Source organism: Nocardia sp. NPDC005746 (assembly GCF_040630785.1).
Taxonomy (GTDB): domain Bacteria; phylum Actinomycetota; class Actinomycetes; order Mycobacteriales; family Mycobacteriaceae; genus Nocardia.
Genome location: NZ_JBEXYE010000010.1, coordinates 50,695 through 75,261 on the forward strand (window position 1 = coordinate 50,695; position 24,567 = coordinate 75,261).

The window sequence follows — 24,567 nt, forward strand, 5'->3', positions numbered from 1 at the left end:
TATCCGCTCCGGGCAGTTCTGCCCACCCGGCAAAGGCGGCTTCCATGGACCTGCTCAACCCGCTCGACGCGATATTCCTGGCCATCGAATCCCGCGAGCACCCCATGCACGTGGGTGGCCTCCAGCTGTTCGAGCCGCCCGCCGACGCGGGCCCCGACTACACCCACGAACTGTTCGAGGCCATGGCCGCGAGCACCGAGGTGCGCACCCGCTTCCGCCGCAAACCGAGCCGGCTGCTGGGCGGCTTCTCCAGCCTCGCCTGGTCACACGCCGACACCGTGGATCTCGGCTACCACCTGCGCCGATCCGCGCTGCCCGCGCCCGGCGGCATGAGCGATCTGCTGGATCTCACCGAGCGTCTGCACGGCATCCTGCTGGACCGGCACCGGCCCCTGTGGGAGGGGCGCATCATCGAGGGTCTGAGCGACGGCCGCTTCGCGCTCTACATGAAGATGCACCACGCCCTCATCGACGGCGTCTCGGCCATGCGGCTGCTGCAGCGCACCCTCACCGACGACCCGCTCGACACCCGGATCGCCGTCCCGTGGGGCACTCCGCCGGTGCCGCGCGACGACAGCCCCGAACCCGAGAGCCTGTGGGCCCAGGCGGGCAAGGCCCTGCCGCGGCTGCTGCGCGCGAGCGGGTCGATCGCCGCACCGTTGCGGGGCGCCCTCGACGGACGACTCACCCTGCCCATGACCGCACCGCGCACCCTGCTCAACACCTCCATCGGCGGGGCCCGGCGCATCGCCGTGCGTTCCTGGCCGCTGGAACGGATCAACGACGTCCGGCAGGCCACCGGGGCCACCGTCAACGACGTGGTGCTGGCCATGAGTTCCGCCGCGCTGCGCGCCTACCTGCTCGAGCGGGACGCGCTGCCCGACGAGCCGTTGATCGCCATGGTGCCGGTCAATATCCGCAATGCCGCCGAGGCCGACACCTCCGAGGGCAATATGGTCGCGGCCTGCCTGGCGAACCTCGGCACCCACCTCGCCGACCCGGTGGCGCGGCTCGACCAGATTCGCGCCTCCATGCGCGACGCGAAGCAGGTGTTCACACAGCTGCCGAAGCTGGAGGCGATGCTGCTGTCGGCCGCGCTGATGACGCCGCTGGGCGTCTCCCTCCTACCCGGTTTCGAGGCGCTGCCGCGCATGCCGTTCAACCTGGTGATCTCCAATGTGCCGGGCCCGCGCAAGCCGGTCTATCTGCAGGGCGCGCGCCTCGACGCCAACTATCCGCTCTCGATTCCCTTCGAATCGCAGGCCATGAACATCACGCTCACCACCAATGGCGACAACCTCGATTTCGGTCTGGTCGGCTGCCGCCGCACGGTGCCGGACCTCGATCGCATGATCGACCATCTGGAGAACGGTCTGGCCGAGCTGGAGCAAGCGGTCGCCTGACGCGGAGCCGAGAGTTGGCCCTCGCTACGCTGGAGCGGGTGATGTCGTGGCCCGAACTGCGGAAAGAGTGCCTGATCCTCGAGGACGAGGCGGTGCTGGCGTTGAACAAGCCCGCCGGGATCTCCGTCACCGGTGAACGCCACGACACCGACATCGTCGAAATGGCCGCCGCGCAGGGCGAGACGCTCTACCCGGTGCACCGCATCGACAAGGTCACCTCGGGCCTGGTGCTGCTGGCCAAGGAGCTGCCCGCGCACGGGCAGCTCACCCGCCAGTTCAACAAGCGGACCGTGGAGAAGGCGTACCTGGCCGTCACCGCCTCCACCGGGCTCCCCGACCGCGGCGTCATCGACCTGCCGTTGAGCGTGGGCCGCAAGAACCGGGTGCGCATCGCCGCGCCCCGCGAGAGCATTCGCCGCGACGGCGACACCTGGCGGGTGGACGACCAGGATGTGCTGGCGGGCAAGAATTATCCGTCGGTCACCGAATTCACCACGCTGGCCCGCGGCGCGGACAGCACCGTCCTGGCAGTGCGCCCGATCACCGGACGGCGGCACCAGATTCGCGTCCACCTGGCCTGGATCGGCCACCCCATCGTCGGCGACCCGCTCTTCGACAAGTCCGGCGCGTTCGGCCGCACCCACCTGCACTCCTGGCGGCTGACACTGGACGCGTCCTGGCGGCCGTCGGGCCGCTTGGAGCTGGAAGCCGAGCCGGGTGCGGACTTCTGGCGCGTCGGCGACACCAGCGTGGCGGACGACCCACGGCAACTGCTGAGCAGCGCAAGCGAACTCATGGCCCGCACCACATAGCCGGGTCACTGATTCACGTTCGCTATATTGGGTGGCGGGTCTCACCGCGACCACATCTGGGCAGGTCATCTAGCCTGAATAAGGTGCTGCGGTGCGGTGGCACAGCCGGGCGCAATGCTGCGACCCATGACAGAAAGCGAACGCCGATGGTTCTGCTCGCTCAGCTCAGTGACACCCACTTCAATATGGGCGCACGCAATGTCGAACGCGCCGAACGGGTGATGGCCTTCCTGGCCGAGCTGCCGCGGCGACCCGACGCCATCATCGTCACCGGCGACATCGCCGACGAGGGCGAGCCTGAGGAATACCAGCAGGCCCGCGCCGCGCTGACCGCCGATCTGCCCGTGCTGATCCTGCCCGGCAATCACGACGACCGCGGCAATATGCGCAGCGTCCTGTTCCCCGGCACCGAGGGCACCGGCCCGATCAACCAGTCCTACCGCGTGGACGGCGTCACCCTGGCGCTGCTCGACTCCAGCATCCCCGGCAAGCCGGAGGGCCTGCTCGAGGACGAGACCTACGACTTCCTCACCGACCTGCTCGCCGCCACCCCCGCCGACGAGACGGTGCTGATCGCCATGCACCATCCGCCGGTGCCGGTGCGGTCCACCGTGGTCGACCCGATCCGGCTCACCAATCCGGAACGGCTGGCCGAGATCGTGGCCGGCGACGACCGGATCGCGGCGGTGCTCACCGGGCACGTGCACGCCGGGCTGATGACCCAGTTCGCGGGCAAGCCGCTGATCGTCGCGCCGAGTGTGTCCTCCACCATCGGCTGCGAATGGGAGACGGCCGCACCGGGACACGTGCCGATCGACTTCGCGCCCGACCCGTCGATCATCTTCCACTCCATCGAGGACGGCCGGCTGCTGTCCATGTTCCGGCCCATCGCCATGGGCGGCTGGCTCAGCGAACCGCTGGACTGACCGCGCCGCGCCGGTACGCCGACGGGGTGGTGCCGGTCCAGCGTTTGAAGGCGTGGATGAAGGTCGACGCCTCGGCGTAGCCGAGCCGGATCGCCACATCGCTGACCGACAGCGGTGTTGCGGTGAGCATCTCCTCCGCCAGCGCGCGCCGCACCTCGTCCAGCAGCTGCCGGTAACTGGTGCCCGCCGCGTCCAGGTGGCGGCGCAGGGTGCGGGTGCTCATATTCAGATCCCGTGCCACCGAGTCGATTCCCGGCGGCACCGCGAAACCGTCCAGTCCGCCGCGCGGCACCAGCCGCTCCCGCACCTCGGCGGCGATGCCGGTGCGGGCGCGGCGGCGCGACACCAGCTCGCGGCACTGCGCCAGGCACATGGCCCAGGTGTGCTCGTTGGCCTGCGGCAAGGGCTGTTCCAGGACCGCCGGGTCCATGGTGAACAGGTTGTGATCGGCCTCGAAACTCGGTGTCACGCCGTAGATCTCGGTATACATGTCGAGGCTGCCGGGCGCGGGGAAGTCGAAGTCGGCGCGCAGCAGGTGGATCCGGTTGCCGGTGAGGTCCGACATCATCTGGTGCATGGCGGTGACATCACGCTCCACCAGGAAGCGGCGGACGTCGGCGGGCACGCCCTCGTCGTGGATCCGGGCCACGAACTCGCCCGGCCGCCAGCGGGCCGCCGGGATACAGAAGGTGAAGCTCAACTCCAGGTAGCGCAGGGCGAAGGCGATGGCCTCGCCCAGGGTGGGGCTGCTGACACAGGCGAAACCGAAGATGCCGAATGTGGTGATGCGGTACCGCCGCCCCACCTCCAGCCCGAGGTTGGGACGCCCGCCCAGCTCACGCACCAGATTCCGGATCACCGCCAGCTCGGTGTGCGCGTCGATCTGCTCGTCCGGGTTGGCCAGCTGCTTCTCGCTCAGCCCGCTGCCCTGCAGCATGCGCGCCGCCGGGACCCCGTGTTCGCGTGCGAAACCGACCATGAGCGCGACACTCGCCACCCCACGTGGGAAGTCCCAATCCCGGATTCCCGCCTCCTGCACCGTGCCCATAGCCTGATTATGGCCGAAATTCTCGATCCGGTCGCCCACTAAATTCGACGAGCGCTCCTACCCTGAGAAGAGTCTTCGATGTGAGGAGCACCACAATGCCGAAGGTGATCATCATCGGTGCGGGGTTCGGCGGGCTCGGCATGGCGATCGAGCTGCAACGCAACGGCTTCCGCGAATTCACCATTCTGGAACGGGCCGCGGACCTGGGCGGAGTGTGGCGGGAGAACACCTACCCCGGGGCGGCCTGCGATGTGCCGTCGCCGCTGTACTCGTTCGCGCACGAGCCCAAACCGAGGTGGCGGCAGCGGTATTCGACGCGCGAGGACATCTGGGAGTACATGCGCGGGATCGCCGATCGGCACGGGCTGCGCGACCACATCGTGTTCGGGGCCGACGTCAGCGAGGCGGAATTCGACGAGACGACCGGGCAGTGGACGGTGCGGACCGCCGACGGGGCAGTCCGGACCGCCGACGTGCTGATCTCGGCGGTCGGGCAGCTGTCGCGACCGGCCATGCCGCCGATACCTGGGATCGAGCAGTTCGCCGGGGAGTCCTTCCACTCGGCGCAGTGGGATCACGGCGTGGAGTTGGCCGGCAAGCGGGTGGCCAGCATCGGCACCGGGGCCAGCGCCATCCAGTACGTTCCCGAGATCCAGCCGAAGGCCGCGCACCTGACGGTGTTCCAGCGCACCGCGGCCTGGGTGCTGCCCAAGTTCGACACCGACTACAAGCCGGTGCATCAACGCGTGCTGATCGCGGTGCCAGGAATGCCGGTGGCCGAACGGCTTTCGTGGTGGATGCTGGCCGAGTTCCTGGCACTGGGCCTGGTCGAGTTCCCCGGAATCGCGCGATTCGTGTCCCGGATCGCGGCGAAGCATCTCGAGGAGCAGGTCGCCGATCCGGGGCTGCGCGCCAAGCTCACCCCCGACTTCCCGATCGGCTGCAAACGCGCGCTGTTCTCCAACGACTACTACCCGGCCCTGTGCGAACCCAATGTCACCGTGGAGACCACCGCCATCAGCGAGATCGTTCCCGAAGGCATCCGCACCGCCGACGGCGCGCTGCACGAAGCCGACGTGATCATCTACGGCACCGGCTTCAAGGGCACGGAATTCCTGTGGCCCATGAAGATTCGCGGCCGCGGCGGCCGCAACCTGGAGGACGCCTGGGACGGCGGCGCGCACGCCTACCTCGGCATCACCGTCCCCGAATTTCCCAACCTGTTCCTCGTCTACGGTCCCAACACCAACCTCGGCGTCGGCTCCATCATCTACATGATCGAATCCCAGACCCACTACATTCGCCGCGCCCTGCAACTCCTCGGCGAGCGCCCCCGCACCTACCTCGAAGTCCGCCCCGACCCCGAGCGCGCCTACAACGACGCCCTCCAGCACCGCCTGGCCCGCACCCCCTGGAACTTCTGCACCAGCTGGTACCGCACCGCCTCCGGCCGGATCACCAACAACTGGCCCGGCACCACCCGCAGCTACCGCCGCCGCACCCGCGACCTCCGCCTCCTCGACTACACCTTCACACAAATCCGCTCCTGACCAGCGCCATCGAACAACGCCCCGGACCCAACCCACCGGCCGACGCCCCATCCGTCACGGGGCATTCGGTCGAGCAGCTCAGCAAGGACCCGGCGTAGCCGACGACGGTGGTTGTGGGGGTCGTGCCCGGACTCTGTGGAGATGGTGAGAGGTCTGCGGGGGTCGGGGCCCGGACACGGCAGACTGGTAGACGTGACCGATTCGTACCGGATTCGCGGCGGCCTGGCCGAGCCCGTCGGCGTGGCGCAGGCCGGAAGAACCGAGGGGCCGACGCTGCCGCACGGGGCGTTGCGGCCCATCGAGCTGGCGGCCGGCGCCGTGCTGGGCGGGGCCACGGTGGGGCTGGTGACCCTCGGGTCGCTGGTGCCGTTCGCGGCGGTGCTGCAGTTGGTGGCCGCCGTACCCATGGGACTGCTCGCGCATCGGCATCGATTCCGGGCGCAGTTGGCGACCACCATCGCGGGCACGCTGGTGACGTTCGTGGCGGCGGGTCTGCTGCCCGCCGAGAACCTGGTCGGCGTCGCCGTCATCGGCGGGATCATCGGAACGGTGAAGCGGCGGCGCGGCGGGCTGCCCGCGGTGGTCGGGTTGTCGGCGCTGGCCGGGTTCGTGATGGCGACCCTCACGGTGGGGATGCTGCTGGCGTTCGCGCGGTCGCGGGACCTGGTGTTCGACAACATCCGGAACACCGCCGAGGGTCTGGAGAGTCTTGCGGCGAAACAGGATGCGCTGCAGCCGATCGGGCGGGCCATCGCCGGTTACACCGACACCATCCTGCACTGGTGGTGGGCGTTCGTGGGTGGCGGAATCATTGCCGCGATGCTGGTCAGCGGCGTGTTCTCGTGGTTCGTGCTCGGGCGGGTGCTGGACCGGCTGGCCTGGCTGCCGGGGCGGGACAGCCTGCTCGACGCGCCGGACGATCCGCGACCGGTCGCCCCGCTGCCGGTCACCTTGCAGGGCGTCACCTTCCGCTATCGGGGAGCCCGCGCCGACGCCCTGCACGGCATCGATCTGACCGTCGATGTCGGTGAGTTCGTGGCGGTGGTCGGGCACAACGGGTCCGGAAAGTCCACGCTCACCAGGATTCTCGCGGGCCGTCCGCCGACCTCCGGAACGGTGACTCGCCCGGGTGCGGCGGGCCTCGGCGTGCGCGGCGGCACCGCGATGGTGTTGCAGCGACCCGAGAGCCAGACCCTGGGTGTGCTCGTCGCCGACGACGTGGTGTGGGGTCTGCCCACCGCGGACGCGGCGGCCGTGGACATCGATGGACTGCTCGCCGAGGTCGGATTGACCGGCATGGGCGGGCGCGAGACCGCGACCCTGTCCGGCGGCCAGCAGCAGCGACTCGCCGTCGCCGCCGCCCTGGCCCGGCAGCCCACCCTGCTCATCGCCGACGAGGCGACCTCCATGATCGACCCCGAAGGCCGCCGCGACCTGGTCGCACTGCTGGCCCGTCTGCCGCGCCGCCACCCCATGGCCGTCGTGCTGGTGACCCACCACGAAGCGGACGCGTCCGCCGCCGACCGGGTGATCCACCTCGAACAGGGCCGCTCGGTCGCGCACCTGCCCGCCTGGCCGCGTCCGGTCGGCGACCCGCGGCGACGGCCGATGGGCGAACCCGTGCTCGAATTGACCGGCGTCGGCCACACCTACAACCGCGGCACCCCGTGGGAAGCGCCCGCCCTGCACGATGTCGACCTCAGCGTCCGGCGCGGCGAGGCCCTGCTCGTCGTGGGCGGCAACGGCTCCGGCAAATCGACACTCGCGTGGATCATGGCCGGGCTGACCGTGCCCACCTCGGGCACCTGCACACTGCGCGAACCCATGGGCACGACCCGCCCGGTACACAAGCGAATCGGGGCCGTACAGCTGGCTTTCCAGCATTCCCGCCTGCAGATGCAGCGTCAGGACGTGGGCGCCGAGATCGAGGATTGGGGTGGCCGCGGCAGTTACGCGGTGGCCCACGCGCTGGACGAGGTCGGCCTGGACCGGAGCCTGGCCACCCGATCGATCGAGGAACTCAGCGGCGGTCAGGCCAAACGGGTGGTGCTGGCGGCCATCGTGGCCAGTCACCCGCACGTGGTGGTGCTCGACGAGCCGCTCGCCGGGCTGGACCCAGAAGGTCGCGCGGGAGTGGTGGAACTGCTTGCCCGCCTGCGTGATTCGGGCCTGACCCTGATCGTCATCTCACACGACGTGGCCGATATGGCCGCCGTCTGCGACCGCACCGTCCACCTGCGCGACGGCCGGCTCGTCGAGAACACAACCGCCGCGGCGCAGTACGCGCACGACTTCACCGGAGGTCTCCGATGAGCAGCGTCGTCCTCCGTGAAGTCCCCGTCGACAGCCCCGTGCATCGACTGTGGGCCGGTACCAAAATGATCGCCGTCTTCGCGATCAGCCTGCTGCTCATGTTCATCCCGTCGTGGGCGCTGCTCGGAGTGGCGGCCGCGTTCCTGATCGCGGTCTTCCTGCTGGCCCGCCTGCCGCTGGGCACGCTGCCGCGCTTCCCGTGGCTGCTCTGGCTGGGCATCGCGATCGGCGCGGCCATCAACGCGCCCGTCGGGTCGTCCGCGCTGCTGCGGTACGCGCAGGTGATCGTGTTCGGATTCCTGCTGCTGGGTGCGTCGTTCCTGGTCGCCTGGACCACGCCGATGGGTGAGATCGCACCCGCGCTGGCCCGGCTCGGCGCGCCGCTGAAACGGATCGGCTGGACCCGCAACGGTGTTCGCCACGCGGTGCCCGTCGACGAGTGGGCGGTGGTGGTGGCGCTGACGCTGCGCGGCCTGCCGCTGCTGCTCGAGGAGATGCGCCTGCTGCGGGCGGCGCGGCGGCTGCGACCCAAGGACTCACTGCTGCATCGCGCCGCGGAGAATCCGCTGGTCGACATTCTGACCGCGAGCATGGCCGTCTCCAGCCGCCGCGCGGGCGAACTCGGCGAGGCCATCACGACGCGCGGCGGCACCGGCGAATTGACCGCCCGGCCCAGCTCGCCGGGACGCGCCGACGCGGTGGCGCTACTGGTGGTGGGTTTGGTGTGCGCGCTCGGAATCGCCGTGGAACTGGTCATATAGGACGACGCGAGCCAAAAATTATCGAGGTTGTCGGCATCGCACGCTACCGTGAGGCGCGTAGAACGGGTTGCTGATAGCAACCGGGCTCAGGGCGGACACACAAGGGGGGAATTCTTCAACCTGTGCTGTGTGTTGCCACAAAAACCTGATCAAGATTGGAAGACCCATGATGCTGCGCAAGATCACCGCTGTCGCCGCGCCGGTAGTCACGGCCGTCGCCATCACCGGAGCCGGTGTGGCCCACGCCGACGCCACGGTGCCCGATATCGGTTACCAGACCCAGCTGGTCGGCAACACCGTCGTCACCACCCTCACCAACGGCACCTTCGAGCTGGCCGGCGGCGCCGTCGACATCAAGGACGCCGCGGGCGCGACCGTGCTCGAACTGCCGCTGGCCGTCACCCAGGACGGTCTGAGCTACCCGGTGCCCGCCACCGTCAGCGAGGACGGCACGGTCCTGAACATGACCGCGGTCAAGGATGTCGCGGCGGCCACCCCGGCGCTGCGGCCGGTGGCGTCGTTGACCGAGAACCAGCTGGCCATGCAGACCTTCGCCAGCCAGTTCGGCATCGCGACCGCGATCGGCAGCTTTGTCGGCCTGGCCCTCGGTGCGGTCGTCGGTCTCCTCGGGTTCGCCGGTGGTCCGGCCGGCCTCGCGACGGTGCCGATCGCGGCGACCGTGGGCGCGATCATCGGCACCCTGGTGGTCGGCGGCCCGGCCCTGGTCATCGCGGGTGTCGACCTGATCAGCACGCTGACCGCGGCGCCCGGAACCACCAAGTGGGCGAACCCCGGCGCGTAGGACTCCGGCCGCCGGGTGGGCCGCGCCTCAGCGCACGGCGCACCCGGCGGTGACCGGCTCGCCCGCGAAGCGGTCGGTCAGAAAGTTCATGGCGCCCAAGGCTTCTCCCACCGCGGCCGGGTTGTGGCCCGGGATGCCCGAGTGCACGGCGGTGAGGGTCGCGCCGAGCGCGCAGTAGCGGTCGACGAGGTCGCTGAAGCCTGATGACGGGATCACGTCGTCGAAATTGCTGTGGTACAGGTACAGCGGGACGTCCGGCGCCCAGCCGCCCAGTTCCTGGCGATCGGTGACGGACCGGAAGGCCTGGCTGCCGAGGATGTCCGGGATCGCCGAGTAGTCGTCGACGCGCCCGAACACGTGGTGAGCCACGAGATCGCTACCGCAGGAAGCGGATTCCTGTGCGATCAGCGCGCGGCCGCTGTCATTGAGCGAGTCCGCCAGGCCGGGATCGATGCGCGTCATGGCGATCAGGATCAGCACCCCGAGTCCGGCCTGCACGCTGCCGTCCACGCCACGGGCGATGGCCGGGATGCCGGCCGGGACGCCGCCGGAGATCACGCCGGCGAACCAGAGCTCGGGCGCGTAGCTCGCCCGCAGCTGCATGGCCCACAGGGTGGCGAAGGCCCCGCCGGAATAACCCCAGGCCCCGAGTGGGCTGACATCGGTGATCCCCAGCGGCGCAAAGGCTTTGGCGGCGCGGACGCCGTCCAGCACCGCGCGGCCGGAGTTGACACCGTCGAAGAATCGGGACTGCGCGCCCTCGTAGTCGGACACCACCACGGCCCAGCCGCGGCGCAGCGCCTCGGCCAGGAACGGCACGTCGAGCAGGGTGTTGGTGATCGCGAGGTCGCGGCCGCCGCCCAGCGCGAACGATGGGGCGCAGCGGGTTCCGAGACTGTCCTCGGCAATCTGATACGACAGCAACGGGCGATCTCCGGGCCCGGTCCACGGGGTGAGCGGAGTCATCACCGTGGCCACGTCGGCGGCGGCCCGCCCGGCGGAATCGGTGGTGCGGTATCGCACCTGCCAGCCCGCGACCGGCAGCGGCAGCCCCAGGACGGCGATCGGCCGGGTATCGAGAATCGCCCCGTTTTCGTACTCCCCCACGTCGATTGGCGTCGAATAGAAGGGATCGGCGTCGGGAACCGGAATCTCCGCCCTGGCACCGGGCACGACGATCGCCACCGCCAATAGGGCTGCCGCACCGATCAACCCGATCCGCCACCCCGATCCGAACCATGCGCCATCCCGCCGCATCACGCCTCCAGCGTCCACCCTCCCGACGCTCCGGACACCACGGACCTGCTGTTCGCCTGATGACTCCAGCGCATCGGAGACCCAAAAGGTACTGCCGCCGTCCGACCCGGTCAATGGCGTTCCGCGCGCCGTAACTACGGCGTTGCGCGGTTTCTCACACGAAAAGATATATCCAGCAAGAAGTCCAGCTCTTTATAACTGGCTCTATCATTTGCATGCCAGTTGCCGCCATGCTCGACCAATGCCGCGTCGTCTCCTCGCCCTCTACATCGGACTCTGGCTCTACGGCCTCTCCATGGCCGTCATGATCCGCGCCGCCCTCGGACTGGACCCGTGGGACGTCTTCCACCAGGGCGTAGCCGACCACGTTCCCCTGAGCTTCGGCACCGTGGTCGCGATCACCGGCGCGGCCGTCCTCCTGGCGTGGATTCCCTTGCGCCAGTGGCCGGGTCTGGGCACGGTCAGCAATGTCGTGGTCATCGGCATCTCGGTGGACGCCGGCCTCTGGCTCCTGCCCGAACTCCACGGCCTCCCGATCCGGTTCGCCGCCATGGCCGCAGCCGTCGTCCTCAATGCGATCGCCACGGTCCTCTACATCGGCGCGGGCATGGGCCCGGGCCCCCGCGATGGCCTGATGACTGGCCTGGTCCGCCGCACAGGCCGACCGGTATGGCTGGTGCGGACAGGCCTGGAGGCGACCGTGTTGTCCGTAGGGTGGGTCCTCGGCGGCAGCGTCGGCGTCGGCACCGTGGTCTACGCCTTCGGCATCGGCCCCCTGATCCAGCTCATGATCCCGTTCGTGGATCGCCATCTGCCCGGCTTCCACGAGCAGGAACCCGCTGCCGCACCCACCTCGGCGGCGGAATCGATGGCTGCCTGACCACGACGGCGCGAACTTTTCCTCGCACCGTGTCGATCCGGCGGGGTTGCCGTTCGACCTTGTCATGAGAGGGTCGAAAGCGACCCGCGACAAGGAGGACCATCGTGAAGTACATGCTGATCTGGCGCGCCACCGACGAGGGCAACGCGGCGATGGCCGAGGCCGACTTCGAGAAGATGATCGAATCCGTCGGACGCTACAACGACGAGCTCATCCGGGCCGGGGTGCTGCTGGCGGCGGAGGGCCTCGACAGTGCCGAAGAGGGTGTCGTGGTGGACTTCTCGTCCGAGCCGCCGCTCGTCACGGACGGGCCGTACGGCGAGACCAAGGAGCTGTTCGGCGGCTTCTACATCCTGAATGTCGCCTCCAGGGAGGAAGCCGTCGAATGGGCCAAGCGGGCCCCGTCGCTGGGCGCGGGTTTCAAGACCGAGATCCGGCGCGTCACCACCATCGACGAGTTTCCACAGGACAACGAGTGGATCGCCAAGGAACGCGCGTGGCGCGAGGCCACCGGGCAACTGTGAGCCGCTGAGCGATGACCGATGCGGGCGGACGGGCCGCCGTCGCCGCGGTGTGGCGCATCGAATCGGCGCGCATCGTCGGCGCATTGGCGCGCTATACCGGTGATTTCGCGCTTGCCGAGGACCTCGCCCAGGAGGCGCTGGCCGAAGCGCTGGTGACCTGGCCGCGGGATGGGGTACCGCGCAATCCCGCCGGCTGGCTGCTCACCGTCGGGCGGCGGCGCGCGGTCGACGCCTTCCGCCGCCGCGCCCTCCGCGACGACCGGTACGCCGCCCTCGCCCGCGAACTGGGCGAGGGCGGAGCGGCCACGGGCGGACCCGCGCCGGAAGTGCGCGGAACGGAACAGCTGTGGGATCCGGATCAGCTCGACGACGATGTGCTCGCGCTCATGTTCGTGTCCTGTCACCCGATCCTGTCCCGGGAGGCACGGGTCGCGCTGACCCTGCGGGTGGTCGGCGGCCTGTCCAGCGACGAGATCGCCAAGGCCTTCCTGATTCCGACGGCCACCGTCCAGGCGCGGATCACCCGGGCCAAGAAGACCCTCGCGGCGGCGCGAATTCCGTTCGCGGTGCCGCCCGCCGACGAGCGCGCCGCCCGGCTGGGTTCGGTCCTCAATGTCGTCTACGTGATCTTCACGGAGGGCTCGTCCGCCACCTCGGGTACCGACCTCATCCGCCTGGACCTCGCGGCCGAGGCCCAGCGCCTGGGCCGCGTACTGGCCCGCCTCGTCCCCACCGAGCCCGAGGTCCACGGCCTGCTGGCGTTGTTCGAGCTGACCGCCGCGCGGTTCCCCGGCCGCACCGCGGCCGACGGGCGGCCGGTCCCGCTGGACCAGCAGAATCGAATGCGCTGGGATCGGTCGGCGATTCGCCGGGGCCGAGCCGCCCTGGACCACGCCGCCGCCATCGGGCGAGGGCTCGGCGCCTACGGTCTGCAGGCCGCGATCGCCGAATGTCATGCCGTCGCCACCTCCGTCGACAGCACCGACTGGGATCGCATCGTGCTGCTCTACGAAGCGCTGGGCAGGCTCGCTCCCTCCCCGGTCGTGGAGCTCAATCGCGCGGTCGCGGTCTGCATGGCGTACGGACCGGCGGCGGCCCTCGCGATCGTCGACGAGCTCGAGGCCTCGGCGGCACTGGCCGATTCGCGTCTGCTGCCGACGGTCCGCGGTGAACTGCTCGCGAAGTTGGGTCGGCGCGCGGAGGCCCGCGCCGAATTCGAGCGGGCGATCGCGCTGTGCGGCAACGACAGCGAGCGCGCCCTGCTCGAAGACAAACTGGCCGAGGTGAATCGGCTCAGCCCTCGCGCCCCCGATCGATGAGGTCGGCGAAGATGCGGGTGATGCGGTCGGTCAAGGCTTCCGGGGTGGTGCCGGATTGGGTGGCGCGGAGGTCGAATTTGCCGTCGACGGTGAGGGAGGCCATGCCGTGGGCGAGGGACCACCAGGCCAGGGCCATGGTTTCGGCGTCGGCGGCGGGGAGGAAGCCGGAGGCGACGGCGTCGGCGACCGCGGATTCCAGGACGGCGAAGGCGGCGTCGCCGGCGGCCTCGGTATCGGGGTGTTTCTCGGGTTGGGAGAGTTCGGGACGGAACATGATGCGGAAGTAGGCGGCGTGGTCGCGGGCGAACTCGACGTAGCGGTTGGCCATGGCGATCAGGGCGGCGCGCGGGTCGGGGGCGGCGTTCCGGGCGGATGTCATTGTCGCGCCGAGGATTTCGAAGCCGCGGGCGGCGAGGGCGGACATCAGGGCGGCGCGGTCGGCGAAGTGGTGATAGGGGGCGCCGGGGCTGACGCCGGCGGTGCGGGCGACTTTTCGCAGGCTGACGGCGGCCAGGCCCTCGGACTCGATCAGTTCCAGGGAGGCGCGCAGTAGTTCCTCGCGGAGGTCTCCGTGGTGATAGCGGTCCTTGGTCGGCGGCATGGCATGAGCGTAAGGGGTTGACGGCGCGCGGGCTCGCAATCTATACATTGTTTAGATTCTAAACACTGCTCAGATTGGAGTCGGCGATGTCCGATCTCGTTCTCGTCACCGGTGCTTCGGGGTATGTCGCGGGGCACGTCATCCAGGAATTGCTCGGCCAGGGCTATCGAGTGCGCGGCACGGTCCGCTCGGCCGCCCGCGCCGCCGACGTGGCCGCGCTGCTGCCCGGCATCGAACTGGTCGAAGCCGATCTCGGCGCGGACGCGGGCTGGGCGGAGGCCGTCGCGGGCTGCCGATACGTGCTGCACACCGCGTCGCCCTTCCCATCGGACGCGCCCGAGCACGAGGACGACCTGATCCGCCCGGCCGTCGACGGCACCCTGCGAGTGCTGCGCGCGGCCGCCGCCGGTGGCGTCGAACGCGTCGTGGTCACCTCCTCGATCGCCGCCATCCAGGCCGGGCACGAGGGGCGCCTGCTCACCGAGGCCGACTGGTCCGATCTCGCGGCCTGCGAGGCCTACCCGAAGAGCAAGACCCTGGCCGAGCGCGCCGCCTGGGATTTCGCGGCCGAACACCCGGAACTCGAACTGGCCGTGATCAATCCGGGCATGATCATCGGGCCCGTGCTGCGCGCCGAAGCCGGCACCTCCGTGGACGGCATCCGCGCCCTGCTCGCCGGGGGCATGCCCGGCGTGCCGCGCCTCAACTTCGCCACCGTCGACGTGCGCGACCTCGCCGTCGCCCACCGCCTCGCCATGGAAACCCCCGGCGCCGCGGGCAACCGGTACATCTGCGCGGGCGACAGCATCTCCTTCCCCGAGATGGCCCGCCTGCTCGCGAGCCGCTACCAGGTCCCCACCCGCGCCCTGCCCGACTGGCTGGTCCGGCTGAGCGCGGCCTTCAACGCCGACGCCCGCACCGCCGTCCGCTACCTCGGCCGCAAGGAGACCGTCAGCGCGGACAAGGCCCGCCGCGAACTGAACTGGACCATGCGCCCGGTCGCCGACTCCTTGCTGGACACCGCCGACAGCCTGGTCCGGTTCGGGCTCGTCCCCGCGCCCAAGCCCGCCCGGGCCGCGGCCGCCTGAGCGTCCGGCGCCGTTCCGCACAGGCGTAGGGTGACGAAAGAGGGTGGGGCGGAAAGCGATTGCGGAGGGCTTATGCGGCGCGGCAACGGTGTGGAGATTCCGGAGACGCTCGAGGATGTGTGCGCACCGGACAAGATGGCGATCATTGTCTACGACATGCAGGCCGGAGTGCTGGGCCAGCTCGAGGACGGCCCGGCGATCACCGAGCGCGTCGTGCGCGTGGTCGAGGCCGCGCGGCGCGGCGGCTACCCGGTCATCTTCCTGCGGCACTTCTTCCTGCCCAAGCGGCTCATGGGCAGTTTCGCCATGCGGATGGCGATGACCTGGCAGGGCAAGGACTCCATCGACGAGGTGGTCCCGATCCTGCAGCGCGACACCCCGGGCTTCCAGCTGGTGCCGGAACTGCAGCCGCGGGACGGCGAGGTCGTCTTCGACAAGACGTCGATGTCGGCGTTCGAGGGCACCCCGCTCGCCTCGACGCTGCGTGACCTCGGGATCGGGGCCTACGCCATCGTCGGCGTCGCGCTGGAGATCGGGATCGCGCCGACGGTGTGCCACTCCACCGATCTGGGCTTCGTGCCGGTCGTCGTCCGCGACGGGGTCGGCGGGCGCGACGAGCCCGGCAAGCAGCGCGCCTGGGAGGACTTCGAATTCCAGGGGCACGCCATCGTCACCGACTCCGACAGCCTGATTCCGTTGCTGGAGAAGTCGAGCTAGTCCGAGCCGGGGATCCAGGCCGGGTGCCACAGGCGTCCGGTCTCGGTCCAGTTCTGGAAGCGGACCACGCCCGTGAGCTTCGGCGTCACCCAGACCGCGTCGCGGCGCTCGTCGGCGGTGAGCTCGTTGTCGAACGGGCTGGTCTTGCGTTCCAGCCGGCGCAGGCGGTCGGCGAGATCGCTCATCTCCTGCTCGCCGAAACCGGTGCCGACACGGCCCAGGTAGTACAACTCGCCCTGATGCGGGACGCCGACCAGCAGGGACGCGAACTGCCGCGCCGCCGAACGCCGGTAGCCGCCGATCACCACGGACAGCGTCCGCCAATTGCGGGTCTTGATCCAGGACCGACCGCGGCGGCCCGGGAGGTAGACCGAGTCGCGCCGCTTGGCGACCACGCCCTCCATGCCGTGCTCCTGGCTGTCACGCAACGCGTCCGCGCCGGACCCCCGCAACTGCGCCGGCACGATCAGCGAACGCGCCTGCCCGGCAAGGGCTTCCAGCACTCGCCGCCGATCGTCGTAGCGTTTGCGGATCAGCGAGGTGCCGTCCAGGTACAGCAGATCGAAGGCCAGGAAGACCGCGCGGCCCGAATCCGCGCGCAGCAGGCCGAGATTCGCGCCGCCGTGATCGTCGAAGACCACCGCCTCGCCGTCGAGCACCGCGGAGTGGCCGGACAGTTCCTCGCCGAGCACGGCCAGGCCGGGGTATTTCCCGGTGACGATGTGCCCGACGCGGCTGTGCAGGGTCACGGTTCCGTCCTCGATCTCGGCGATCAGCCGGAACCCGTCCCATTTGGTCTCGAACGCCCACTGTTTCGCGTCGAGCGTGGTCACGTCACCGGCGGTGGCGAGCATCGGCATGACGCCGCGCGGCATGGGCACGGGCGTCCGCGGGGTCGACGGCGCCCGCGCCCCCGTGCCTTCCTTCCCCGTGCCTCCCGGCGGCGTCTGATCCTTCATCAGATGCATGAGCCACTGGTTGCCATTGGTCTGGATGAGCGCGTACCGCCCGGTCAGCCGCTGCCCGCGCAGCCACACGATGACCTCGTCGTCACGCCACTTCTCGGTCTCGTAGGTGCCCGAGTCCCAGATGGTCATCTCGCCGCCGCCGTACTCGCCCCGCGGGATGGTCCCGTGGAAGGTGAGGTACTCGATGGGGTGGTCCTCGGTGTGCACGGCCAGCCGGTTCTCGCCGGTATCGGTGGGCGGGCCCTTGGGCACGGCCCAGGAGGCGAGCACGCCGTCGCGTTCCAGCCGGACGTCCCAGTGCAGGCGGCGGGCATGATGCTCCTGCACGACGAAACGATCGCCCGGCCCGTCCGCGGGCGGGCCCGGGGGCACCGGTTCGGGGGTGCGGCCCGGGTCGCGCATGGATCGATAGGTGTCGAGCCGATCCGGTCGCGGCACCGCTTCGTCGAGTCCGTCCAGCAGGTCGCCCCGGTCCTCGAAGCGGCGCAGGACCTCGTCGAAGGTCAAGTGCCGCAGTTTCTTCGGCTTCTCGATCTCCGCCCAGGATCGGGGCGCGGCCACCCACGGCTGGGCGCGGCCGCGCAGCGAGTACGGCGCGATGGTGGTCTTGGCCGGATTGTTCTGGCTCCAGTCCAGGAACACCTTGCCTTCGCGCGCCGACTTGGCCATGGTGGCCGTGACCAGTTCGGGGCGCAGCTGCTGCAGGTTGGTGGCGACCTGCTTGGCCACGGCCGAGGCCCCGTTCGGGCCGAGCCTGCGGTCCAGCGGGACGTAGATGTGAATTCCCTTGGAGCCGCTGGTGACCGGGTACGCCTGGAGGCCCACCTCACGGACCACATCACGGAGAATGAGCGCGACCTCGGCACATTGCGCCAGCCCGGCGCCCGGCCCGGGGTCCAGGTCGAAGACCAGCCGGGTGATGTCACCGACCTCGGGGCCGTCGAAACACCATTGCGGCACATGCAATTCCAGGGCGGCCTGCTGCCCGAGCCAGGCCATGCCCGCGACCGTGTCGATGAGCGGATACGTGACCGGCCGGTCGGAGTGCTGAACGGTGCGTCGCTCCAACCACTTCGGCGCGTGCTCGGCCAGATTCTTCTCGAAGAACGACTGCTCGTCCACGCCGTTCGGCCAGCGCTTGCGCGTCACCGGCCGCTCCGCGATATGCGGCAGCAGGGCCGGGGCGATGGCGGTGAAATAGTCGATGACCTCGCCCTTGGTGGTCCCGGTGGCCGGGTACAGCACCTTGTCGAGGTTGGTCAGCCCAACCTCGATGCCCCCGAAATCCCTGCGGGACCCCATGACAGCAGTTTAGAGCCGGGACCCGCCGAAAACCGGCAACCCGGAAGGCCCGTGAAAAGCCAACGGGCCGTTCGGGTCAAGCGGCGGAGCTTCCCCACCACTCCCGAACGGCCCGCGGATGACCGGTAAGACTACGCCGGAGGCTGTTCGCCTTCCGGGGCTTCCGGAGCCGGGGCGGGCTCGGGTTCGACCGCCGCCTCGGCGGGTGCGGGCTCCGCGGCCGCCTCCGCCGCAGGGGCCTCCGCCGCAGGGGCCTCCGCCGCAGGGGCCTCCGCCGCGGGGGCCTCCGCCACGCCCGCGGCGGCCGCGTCGGTCCCGAGCGCCGATTTGACCGCTTCCGTACCCTTGTCGATCTGGGAGGAGAACTTCCCCCCGGTCTTCTCGTCGATCACATGGCCGGCCTTCTCGACCGCGTGCTCAACCTTCTCGGCGTTCTGGGCCGCCATCTCTTTGCCCTTGCCGACCAAGCCCTTGAGCGTGTCCATGAGACTCACAGCCCTGCTCCTTCACCCTCGGTCCGTCATTGGCGAACATCTTCCCACCACGAATCCCGTGGTGGGACGCCAATCGGGTCGATCCGCTGACCGGGCTTCGGCACGGCAATGCCTGTCCCGGCCGCCTCCGCCGCCTCGACCAGTCGCCGCACCGGCTCCGACCAGCCGTGGAAGGCCAGATTGAAGGTGGCCCAGTGAATCGGCACCAGCACCCCGAAGCCCGCGTCGCCGACACACAGGTCGGCGTGGGCGCGGACCGCCTCCTCCGGGTTCATGTGCACGTCCGGCCAGTGCCGGTCGTAGGCGCCGATGGGCAGCAGGGTCAGGTCGAACGGGCCCAGGCGCGCGCCCGCCTCCGCGAACGCTTTCGTGTAGCCGGTGTCGCCACCGAAATAGACCCGCCGGGTCGGGCCCGCGATGGACCACGACGCCCACAGCGTGGTGTTGCGCACCAGGCCGCGACCCGAGAAATGCCGCGCCTCCGAACAGGTGATCAGCAGGTCCGTGCCGTCACCGTGGTCGCGCCGCAGCTCCGACAGCGAAACCGAGGCGGCCCAATCCAATTCGACGATGCGGTGCTCCGGCACCGACCAGTGCCGCAGGTGCGCGCCGATGCCGACGGGCACGATGAACACGCAGTCCTGGCCGTCCACCAGCCCGGACACGGTGTCGCGATCCAGGTGGTCGTAGTGGTCGTGGGAGATGAGCACCGCGTCCAGCGGCGGCAGCGCCGACAACGGCGACGGCACCGGATGCAGGCGGGCCGGGCCCACCAGCGGCGACGGCGACACCCGCTCGCTCCACACCGGATCGGTCAGCACCCGGTAGCCGTCCACCTCGACCAGGCAGGTGGCGTGCCCGTACCAGGTCACCGCCAATTCCCCGGCCTGCTCCGGCAGTTCCGGCGTCACCAGCGGGATGGTCCCGGACGGGCGGCCGTTATTGCGCTGGGTGGCCAGCTGGTAGAGCAGCTCCAGCGGGGAACCGCTGAGCTGACTGCTCGGTTCGGTGTTGTGGAACTGCCGATTGCGATAGGAGGTCGCCCCGCGCGCGGTCGGCGCGATCGCCGAGATCGACGCACCCATGGCCGAGGGAATCCCCCATGCCGCCCGAAACACCCAGGAAAGACCGAAAGCGCCCGCTGCCATACCCACCAGTCTCCGCGCATTCTCGCGCGCGCGCCGCCCGTTCATCGGCCCTCGAACTTCGCCGACCGCTTCTCCTGGCGAGCCGCGCGCGCCTCCTGTGCGTCGGCGCTCTGCCAGGCGGCCTCCAGAGCGGCGCTCTGCGCGGCGGTGTCGGGGCCGCGAGTGTCATCGTCATTGAAGACCAGCTTCAGATGCCGCAGCGACAGCGGCGCGAGTTCGGCGATCTGCTTGGCCCAGGCCTGCGCGTCGGCCAGGGTCCCGATCTTGTTGGCGAAGCCGAAGTTGTAGGCGTCCGCGGCGGGGACCCGCTCGGCGCCCAGCAGAATCGTGCGCGCCGGACCGGCGCCGATCAGCGACGACAGCCGTCGCACGGTCCAACGGTCAACGGAGATACCGAGTTTCGCGGCCGGGACCGCGATGAACGAATCCGGCGACATCACGCGCAGGTCCGAGGCCAGGGCCAGTTGCACGCCCGCACCCAGCGCGCCCCCGTTGATCGCCGCGATCACCGGCACCGGAATGGTCTCGATGGTGCGCAGCATGGCCAGCAGACCGGTCAGGAAGCTGCCCGAATACACCCCGTCCAGATCCGCGCCCGCACTGAAGATCGGCCCCTGACCGGTCAGCACGATCACCCGCGCCGAGGCCGCGGCCTCCTCGAGGGCCGCGCGCAGGCGGCCGATGAGCTCCTCGTTCAGGGCGTTCCGGCGATCCGGACGCTGCAGTTCGATGGTCACGACCTCGCCATCGCGGCTGACTCCGAGCATCTGTCCCTTCCCCACTGTCCAACTCATCGGGCTGCCTACCCATTGATCTGCCTTCACTGTAGGTGGGCGTACCGTCGGGTCTGTGACCGCAACACCCGATGTCGACATCCTCGTAATCGGCGCGGGACAGGCAGGATTGTCGGTCGGCTACCACCTCAGGCGGCTCGGGCTGCGACCCGAACAGGACTTCCTGATCGTCGACCACTCCCCCGGCGCGGGCGGGGCATGGCAATTCCGGTGGCCGTCACTGACATTGAGCACCGTCAACCGGGTGCACGACCTGCCCGGCATGTCGTTCCAGGAGACCCTGCCCGCCGGATCGGACAACGCGCAGGCCGCCACCGCCGTGCCGCACTACTTCGAGCTGTACGAGAAGCGCTTCGACCTGCGCGTGCACCGGCCCATCTCGGTGACCGTGGTGTGCGACCGCGCCACCGCCGCCACCTGCCCGAACCAGGAGGTCGACGGGCTGCTGCACGCCGAACTGAAGCCCGGCGCGACGGTGCGCGCACGCGGACTGGTCAATGCCACCGGCACCTGGGACAAGCCGTTCATCCCCTACTACCGGGGCGCGGAGACCTTCGCCGGCCGCCAGCTGCACGCCCACGACTACCGCGCCGCAACGGAATTCGAGGGCAAGCAGGTCGTGGTGGTCGGCGGCGGAATCACCGCCGTCCAACTGCTGGACGAGATCTCGCAGGTCACCGGCACCACGTGGGTGACCCGCCGCGAACCCGTCTTCCGCTCCGGGCAATTCGCGCCCGAGGACGGGCGCGCCGCGGTGGCCATGGTGGAAGACCGTGTCCGGCGCGGACTTCCACCCGGATCGGTGGTGTCGGTGACCGGGCTGCCCGAGGACGCGCGGGTGCGGGCCATGCGCGCCCGCGGGGCATTGGAACGGCGACCGCTGTTCGACCACATCGAACCCGACGGAATCCGCTGGGCCGACGGCGCCTTCCAGCGCGCCGACGTCATCCTGTGGGCCACCGGATTCCGCAGCGCCCTCGACCATCTGGCCCCGCTGCGACTGCGCGGGCCCGGCGGCGGCATCACCATGGGCGGTCGCCTCGCCACCCGGGTCGAAGCCGATCCGCGCATCCACCTGATCGGCTACGGGCCGTCGGCCAGCACCATCGGCGCGAACCGCGCGGGCCGGGCGGCGGCCGTCGAGCTGACCTCGTACCTGGGCCTTCCAACCCACCGGAACGGCGACCCGGAGAACTGAGGCGTCAGGCGGGCGCGTCCATATCGAAGAGGTCCGGGTCGCCGCCCTGCCGCGCACCCTTGTCCAGACCGGCGATCTGGGTCATCTCCCGGCCGGTCAGCTCGAAATCGAAGATGGCCAGGTTCTCCGCCATCCGCGACGGGGTGTTGGACTTCGGGATGGCCACGTTCCCCAGCTGCATGTGCCAGCGCAGGATGATCTGCGCCGGCGTGCGGCCCAGCTTGTCGGCGAGGGCGATGATCACCGAATCGTTGAACTCCGCGCCGCGGCCCAGCGGACTCCACGCCTCGGTCACGATGCCGTGCGCGGCATGGAAGGCGCGTAGCTCCGACTGGGCGTAATACGGGTGCAGCTCAACCTGATTGATGGCGGGCACCTCACCGGTCTCGGCCATCACCCGCTCCAGGTGCGCCCGGGTGAAATTGGAGACGCCGATGGAGACGATGCGGCCCTGCCGCTTGAGTGCCTGCAAGGCCCGGAAGGTGTCGACGTAGAGGTCGGCGGACGGCACCGGCCAATGGATGAGGAACAGGTCGATGGCGTCCAGGCCCAGCCGCTCGGCGCTGGCGTCGACGGCGCGCAGGGTGGCGTCGTAGCCGTGGTCGGCGTTCCACAGCTTGGTGGCGACGAACACCTCGTCACGCGGCAGACCGGACTCGCGGACGGCACGGCCCACTTCCTCCTCGTTGCCGTAGAAGGCCGCGGTGTCGAGACTGCGGTACCCGAGTTCGAGGGCTTTGGTGATGGCGCCGACCCCGTCGTCGCCATTGACCTTGTAGACGCCGAACCCCAGTTTGGGCATCACCTGGCCGTCACTGAGCACGATCGCTGGAATGTCGCTGGCCTCGAACCGGTACGTCACCATGTCGAAGTTAGAAGCGCAGGTCCATGGCGTCAACCGAGTGCTCTATACCGAAATCTGCGTGTCGAGCCCCCACGGGAGCAAATAGACAGCTTCGCGCAGGTTCGACGTGATGAGCACTACGTTTGCAAGCCGAGCCGCCGATAGCGCAGATGCCGGGCGGCGAGCAGCTCCGCCGGGGAGCGAGCCGTCAGACCGGCCAGTTCGCCCGCGATCGCCTCCACCATGCGCAGCGCGAAATCCGCGGGCTCCTCCGCGGCGTCCGGATACTCGTGCACGATCCGGTCCACGATACCGTCCTCGCGCAGGTCGACCGCCCGAATCCGCTGGGCGGCAGCCAGTTCCGGGGCATGCCAGGTGTCGCGGTAGACGATCTCGCTCGCACCCTCCGGCGGCAAGGGGGCCAGCCAGCCATTCGCGGCGGCCAGCACCCGATCGGCGGGCAAGAGGGCCAGTGCGCCGCCGCCCGTGCCCTGCCCGAGCAGCACCGAGACGGTCGGGGTGTCCAGGGTGACGAGATCGGCGATGCAGCGGGCGATCTCGGGGGCCAGGCCGCGTTCCTCCGCCTCCCGGGACAGCGACGCACCCGCGGTATCGATCACCAGGACCAGCGGGACGCGCAGCTCGGCGGCCAGATGCATGCTGCGCCGCGCCTCCCGCAACGCCGCCGGACCCATGGTGTGCTCCGGCGACTGACCCGCGCGGTCGTGGCCGAACACGATGCAGGGTTGACCCCGGAACCGGGCCAGGGCGTGCACCACCGTGCGGTCCAGCTCGCCTTGTCCGGTGCCGGACAACGGAACCCGGTCGGTCACGTGGCGCAGCAGCTCACGGATGCCCGGACGATCCCCGCGCCGGGAGATCAGCACCGTCTGCCAGGCGTGCACCTCCGCCGTGTCGAGCACCGCGACACCGCCGCGCTCCTGCGGACCCGCCAGGAACGAACCCGACCCGAGCGCGGGTGGCATTGCGTCACCCGCCTTTTCGGGCAGCGGGGCGGGACCGTCGCACAACACCGTGAGCGCCCGATGCACGATGCGGCGGAATATCGACACCGGCACGACACCGTCGATAACGCCGTTGCGGTAAAGGTTTTCGGCCGTTTGCACGCCCTCCGGGAACTTCTTCCCGTACAGCGCCCGGTAGACCCGCGGCCCCAGGAAGCCGACCAGCGCACCCGGTTCGGCGAATGTCATGTGCCCCAACGACCCCCACGACGCGAACACCCCGCCCATGGTCGGATCGCGCAGATACACCAGATACGGATGCCCCGCCGCCTTGTGCGCGGCCAGCGCCCCCGCCACCTTCACCATCTGCACGAAAGCGACTGTGCCCTCCTGCATTCGGGTCCCGCCGGAGGTCGGTGAGGCGAGCAGCGGCAAGCCCAGCTCGGTGGCGCGCTCCACCGCGGACACGATCCGCTCGGCGGCGGCCACCCCGATCGACCCCGCGAGAAACGCGAACTCGCACGCGATCACGGCAACGCGCCGTCCGCGCAGCAACCCCTCCCCGGTGAGCACCGCTTCATCGGTGCCCGCCGTTGCCGCGGCAGCCAGCAAATCCTCGCGATACCCCGGCGACGCCGCCACCGGCACCGGTGGCCGATCCCAGCTCACGAAGGAACCGGGATCCAGCAACTCGCCCAGCAACTCCGCCGCCGAGACTGTCATGGCATGAGAGTAGCTACAAACGGCTCACCCGCGGTTCGCGGCCCGCCTCGGCCAGGACTGACGGAGCGGGGAGCGAAACGGAGAAGGGAAGGCCGAGGTGACGAGGGCCGCGAACCGCGGCGGCGGAGCC

General features: G+C 69.9%; 22 protein-coding genes. 13 read left to right on the forward strand and 9 right to left on the reverse strand.

Going from position 1 to position 24,567, the window contains the following annotated elements; translation table 11 throughout:
• The first annotated feature begins 44 nt into the window (after positions 1-44).
• From ABZ412_RS19995 to ABZ412_RS20005, 3 genes are all read left to right on the forward strand, one after another.
• Complete coding sequence (locus ABZ412_RS19995; protein ID WP_357282474.1) at positions 45-1,403, forward strand: wax ester/triacylglycerol synthase family O-acyltransferase; 1,359 nt, start codon at positions 45-47, stop codon at positions 1,401-1,403.
• A gap of 14 nt (positions 1,404-1,417) precedes the next feature.
• A complete protein-coding gene (locus tag ABZ412_RS20000; protein WP_357282476.1) occupies positions 1,418-2,215 on the forward strand; it encodes an RNA pseudouridine synthase in 798 nt (265 codons plus the stop codon).
• A gap of 146 nt (positions 2,216-2,361) precedes the next feature.
• Positions 2,362-3,141, forward strand: coding sequence for a metallophosphoesterase (locus ABZ412_RS20005; RefSeq protein ID WP_357282478.1), 780 nt, complete (start codon positions 2,362-2,364; stop codon positions 3,139-3,141).
• Here the strand turns inward: ABZ412_RS20005 and ABZ412_RS20010 are convergent.
• Positions 3,122-4,189 carry an AraC family transcriptional regulator gene (locus tag ABZ412_RS20010; protein ID WP_357282480.1) on the reverse strand — a complete coding sequence of 356 codons (1,068 nt, stop codon included), beginning with the start codon at positions 4,187-4,189 and terminating at the stop codon, positions 3,122-3,124. The genes ABZ412_RS20005 and ABZ412_RS20010 overlap by 20 nt on opposite strands.
• A gap of 95 nt (positions 4,190-4,284) precedes the next feature.
• Here ABZ412_RS20010 and ABZ412_RS20015 point away from each other — a divergent pair, with 95 nt between their 5' ends.
• From ABZ412_RS20015 to ABZ412_RS20030, 4 genes are all read left to right on the forward strand, one after another.
• On the forward strand, positions 4,285-5,739 hold the full coding sequence (locus tag ABZ412_RS20015; RefSeq protein WP_357282482.1) for an NAD(P)/FAD-dependent oxidoreductase: 1,455 nt from the start codon (positions 4,285-4,287) through the stop codon (positions 5,737-5,739).
• A gap of 240 nt (positions 5,740-5,979) precedes the next feature.
• Entirely contained in the window at positions 5,980-8,052 is a 2,073-nt protein-coding gene (locus ABZ412_RS20020) for an ATP-binding cassette domain-containing protein (protein WP_357282815.1), read from the forward strand.
• Positions 8,049-8,813, forward strand: a complete 765-nt coding sequence (locus ABZ412_RS20025) for an energy-coupling factor transporter transmembrane protein EcfT (protein ID WP_357282484.1) — start codon at positions 8,049-8,051, stop codon at positions 8,811-8,813. The genes ABZ412_RS20020 and ABZ412_RS20025 overlap by 4 nt, the downstream gene beginning before the upstream one ends.
• 166 nt (positions 8,814-8,979) lie before the next feature.
• Positions 8,980-9,615: an ammonium transporter gene (locus tag ABZ412_RS20030; protein ID WP_357282485.1), complete on the forward strand. Its 636-nt coding sequence runs from the start codon at positions 8,980-8,982 to the stop codon at positions 9,613-9,615.
• Positions 9,616-9,642: 27 nt separating this feature from the next.
• On the opposite strand, the gene ABZ412_RS20035 is transcribed toward ABZ412_RS20030, so the two are convergent.
• Positions 9,643-10,890, reverse strand: coding sequence for a lipase family protein (locus ABZ412_RS20035; protein WP_357282486.1), 1,248 nt, complete (start codon positions 10,888-10,890; stop codon positions 9,643-9,645).
• Between the two features lie 223 nt (positions 10,891-11,113).
• Here ABZ412_RS20035 and ABZ412_RS20040 point away from each other — a divergent pair, with 223 nt between their 5' ends.
• The 3 genes from ABZ412_RS20040 (at position 11,114) to ABZ412_RS20050 (ending at position 13,595) form a co-directional block, all read left to right on the forward strand.
• Entirely contained in the window at positions 11,114-11,752 is a 639-nt protein-coding gene (locus tag ABZ412_RS20040) for a hypothetical protein (RefSeq protein ID WP_357282488.1), read from the forward strand.
• A gap of 104 nt (positions 11,753-11,856) precedes the next feature.
• A complete protein-coding gene (locus ABZ412_RS20045; protein ID WP_357282490.1) occupies positions 11,857-12,276 on the forward strand; it encodes a YciI family protein in 420 nt (139 codons plus the stop codon).
• Positions 12,277-12,287: 11 nt separating this feature from the next.
• Entirely contained in the window at positions 12,288-13,595 is a 1,308-nt protein-coding gene (locus tag ABZ412_RS20050; RefSeq protein ID WP_357282492.1) for an RNA polymerase sigma factor, read from the forward strand.
• On the opposite strand, the gene ABZ412_RS20055 is transcribed toward ABZ412_RS20050, so the two are convergent.
• A complete protein-coding gene (locus tag ABZ412_RS20055) occupies positions 13,570-14,196 on the reverse strand; it encodes a TetR/AcrR family transcriptional regulator (RefSeq protein WP_357282494.1) in 627 nt (208 codons plus the stop codon). The genes ABZ412_RS20050 and ABZ412_RS20055 overlap by 26 nt on opposite strands.
• An 86-nt stretch (positions 14,197-14,282) precedes the next feature.
• On the opposite strand from ABZ412_RS20055, the gene ABZ412_RS20060 reads away from it, so the two are divergent.
• Positions 14,283-15,284, forward strand: a complete 1,002-nt coding sequence (locus ABZ412_RS20060) for an aldehyde reductase (RefSeq protein ID WP_357282495.1) — start codon at positions 14,283-14,285, stop codon at positions 15,282-15,284.
• Positions 15,285-15,356: 72 nt separating this feature from the next.
• The gene (locus tag ABZ412_RS20065) at positions 15,357-16,001 is read left to right on the forward strand and encodes an isochorismatase family cysteine hydrolase (RefSeq protein ID WP_357282497.1); all 645 of its coding nucleotides are present in this window, start codon (positions 15,357-15,359) and stop codon (positions 15,999-16,001) included.
• On the opposite strand, the gene ABZ412_RS20070 is transcribed toward ABZ412_RS20065, so the two are convergent.
• The 4 genes from ABZ412_RS20070 to ABZ412_RS20085 all read right to left on the reverse strand — a co-directional run bounded on the left by ABZ412_RS20070 (position 15,998) and on the right by ABZ412_RS20085 (position 20,680).
• Positions 15,998-18,271, reverse strand: a complete 2,274-nt coding sequence (locus ABZ412_RS20070) for an ATP-dependent DNA ligase (protein ID WP_357282500.1) — start codon at positions 18,269-18,271, stop codon at positions 15,998-16,000. The two genes, ABZ412_RS20065 and ABZ412_RS20070, sit on opposite strands and share 4 nt — an antisense overlap.
• Positions 18,272-18,402: 131 nt before the next feature.
• On the reverse strand, positions 18,403-18,756 hold the full coding sequence (locus ABZ412_RS20075) for an antitoxin (RefSeq protein ID WP_357282817.1): 354 nt from the start codon (positions 18,754-18,756) through the stop codon (positions 18,403-18,405).
• 35 nt (positions 18,757-18,791) lie between these two features.
• Positions 18,792-19,913: an MBL fold metallo-hydrolase gene (locus ABZ412_RS20080; protein WP_357282501.1), complete on the reverse strand. Its 1,122-nt coding sequence runs from the start codon at positions 19,911-19,913 to the stop codon at positions 18,792-18,794.
• A 41-nt stretch (positions 19,914-19,954) separates the two neighbouring features.
• Entirely contained in the window at positions 19,955-20,680 is a 726-nt protein-coding gene (locus tag ABZ412_RS20085) for an enoyl-CoA hydratase (protein ID WP_357282503.1), read from the reverse strand.
• Between the two features lie 82 nt (positions 20,681-20,762).
• Here ABZ412_RS20085 and ABZ412_RS20090 point away from each other — a divergent pair, with 82 nt between their 5' ends.
• Entirely contained in the window at positions 20,763-21,905 is a 1,143-nt protein-coding gene (locus ABZ412_RS20090; protein ID WP_357282506.1) for an NAD(P)-binding domain-containing protein, read from the forward strand.
• A gap of 4 nt (positions 21,906-21,909) precedes the next feature.
• On the opposite strand, the gene ABZ412_RS20095 is transcribed toward ABZ412_RS20090, so the two are convergent.
• Positions 21,910-22,767, reverse strand: coding sequence for an aldo/keto reductase (locus tag ABZ412_RS20095; RefSeq protein WP_357282509.1), 858 nt, complete (start codon positions 22,765-22,767; stop codon positions 21,910-21,912).
• A gap of 119 nt (positions 22,768-22,886) precedes the next feature.
• The gene (locus ABZ412_RS20100) at positions 22,887-24,437 is read right to left on the reverse strand and encodes a carboxyl transferase domain-containing protein (RefSeq protein WP_357282511.1); all 1,551 of its coding nucleotides are present in this window, start codon (positions 24,435-24,437) and stop codon (positions 22,887-22,889) included.
• Positions 24,438-24,567 lie beyond the last annotated feature (130 nt).

Excerpts from the sequence above, each read along its gene's own strand:
- ABZ412_RS19995 (WP_357282474.1), top strand. The coding sequence starts at position 45 with ATGGACCTGCTCAACCCGCTCGACGCGATATTCCTGGCCATCGAATCC.
- ABZ412_RS20005 (WP_357282478.1), top strand. The coding sequence starts at position 2,362 with ATGGTTCTGCTCGCTCAGCTCAGTGACACCCACTTCAATATGGGCGCA.
- ABZ412_RS20010 (WP_357282480.1), bottom strand. The coding sequence starts at position 4,189 with ATGGGCACGGTGCAGGAGGCGGGAATCCGGGATTGGGACTTCCCACGT.
- ABZ412_RS20015 (WP_357282482.1), top strand. The coding sequence starts at position 4,285 with ATGCCGAAGGTGATCATCATCGGTGCGGGGTTCGGCGGGCTCGGCATG.
- ABZ412_RS20025 (WP_357282484.1), top strand. The coding sequence starts at position 8,049 with ATGAGCAGCGTCGTCCTCCGTGAAGTCCCCGTCGACAGCCCCGTGCAT.
- ABZ412_RS20030 (WP_357282485.1), top strand. The coding sequence starts at position 8,980 with ATGATGCTGCGCAAGATCACCGCTGTCGCCGCGCCGGTAGTCACGGCC.
- ABZ412_RS20040 (WP_357282488.1), top strand. The coding sequence starts at position 11,114 with ATGCCGCGTCGTCTCCTCGCCCTCTACATCGGACTCTGGCTCTACGGC.
- ABZ412_RS20050 (WP_357282492.1), top strand. The coding sequence starts at position 12,288 with ATGACCGATGCGGGCGGACGGGCCGCCGTCGCCGCGGTGTGGCGCATC.
- ABZ412_RS20055 (WP_357282494.1), bottom strand. The coding sequence starts at position 14,196 with ATGCCGCCGACCAAGGACCGCTATCACCACGGAGACCTCCGCGAGGAA.
- ABZ412_RS20060 (WP_357282495.1), top strand. The coding sequence starts at position 14,283 with ATGTCCGATCTCGTTCTCGTCACCGGTGCTTCGGGGTATGTCGCGGGG.
- ABZ412_RS20065 (WP_357282497.1), top strand. The coding sequence starts at position 15,357 with ATGCGGCGCGGCAACGGTGTGGAGATTCCGGAGACGCTCGAGGATGTG.
- ABZ412_RS20070 (WP_357282500.1), bottom strand. The coding sequence starts at position 18,271 with ATGGGGTCCCGCAGGGATTTCGGGGGCATCGAGGTTGGGCTGACCAAC.
- ABZ412_RS20075 (WP_357282817.1), bottom strand. The coding sequence starts at position 18,756 with ATGGACACGCTCAAGGGCTTGGTCGGCAAGGGCAAAGAGATGGCGGCC.
- ABZ412_RS20080 (WP_357282501.1), bottom strand. The coding sequence starts at position 19,913 with ATGGCAGCGGGCGCTTTCGGTCTTTCCTGGGTGTTTCGGGCGGCATGG.
- ABZ412_RS20085 (WP_357282503.1), bottom strand. The coding sequence starts at position 20,680 with ATGCTCGGAGTCAGCCGCGATGGCGAGGTCGTGACCATCGAACTGCAG.
- ABZ412_RS20100 (WP_357282511.1), bottom strand. The coding sequence starts at position 24,437 with ATGACAGTCTCGGCGGCGGAGTTGCTGGGCGAGTTGCTGGATCCCGGT.